The organism is Bacillus sp. SIMBA_154 (genome assembly GCF_046536015.1).
Classification (GTDB): Bacteria; Bacillota; Bacilli; order Bacillales; family Bacillaceae; genus Bacillus; species Bacillus pumilus_P.
In genome coordinates this window covers 1-238 of the sequence record NZ_JAWJBV010000638.1, presented here as the reverse complement: position 1 = coordinate 238, position 238 = coordinate 1, and the positions used below count along the sequence as shown (strand labels likewise).

Sequence of the window (238 nt, the reverse complement as noted above, 5' to 3'; positions counted from 1 at the left end):
ATGACAGGTTTTGCTGCAGCCAGTTTTATGCGAGGAGTGAACTTTATCCAAATTCCAACAACACTATTATCACAAGTTGATTCTAGTGTCGGGGGTAAGACGGGTATCAATCATGCGCGAGGCAAAAACATGATTGGCGCGTTCTGGCAGCCGCAGATGGTGCTTGCAGACATGAGTACGCTCAAAACCTTACCTGCGCGTGAGCTATCGGCAGGCGTTGCTGAAATCATCAAATATG

At 47.5% G+C, this 238-nt stretch carries 1 pseudogene; it reads left to right on the top strand.

Features of this window, described 5'->3' with window-relative positions:
* Positions 1 to 238, top strand: a pseudogene (locus R0K30_RS23430) (3-dehydroquinate synthase); the annotation flags it as partial.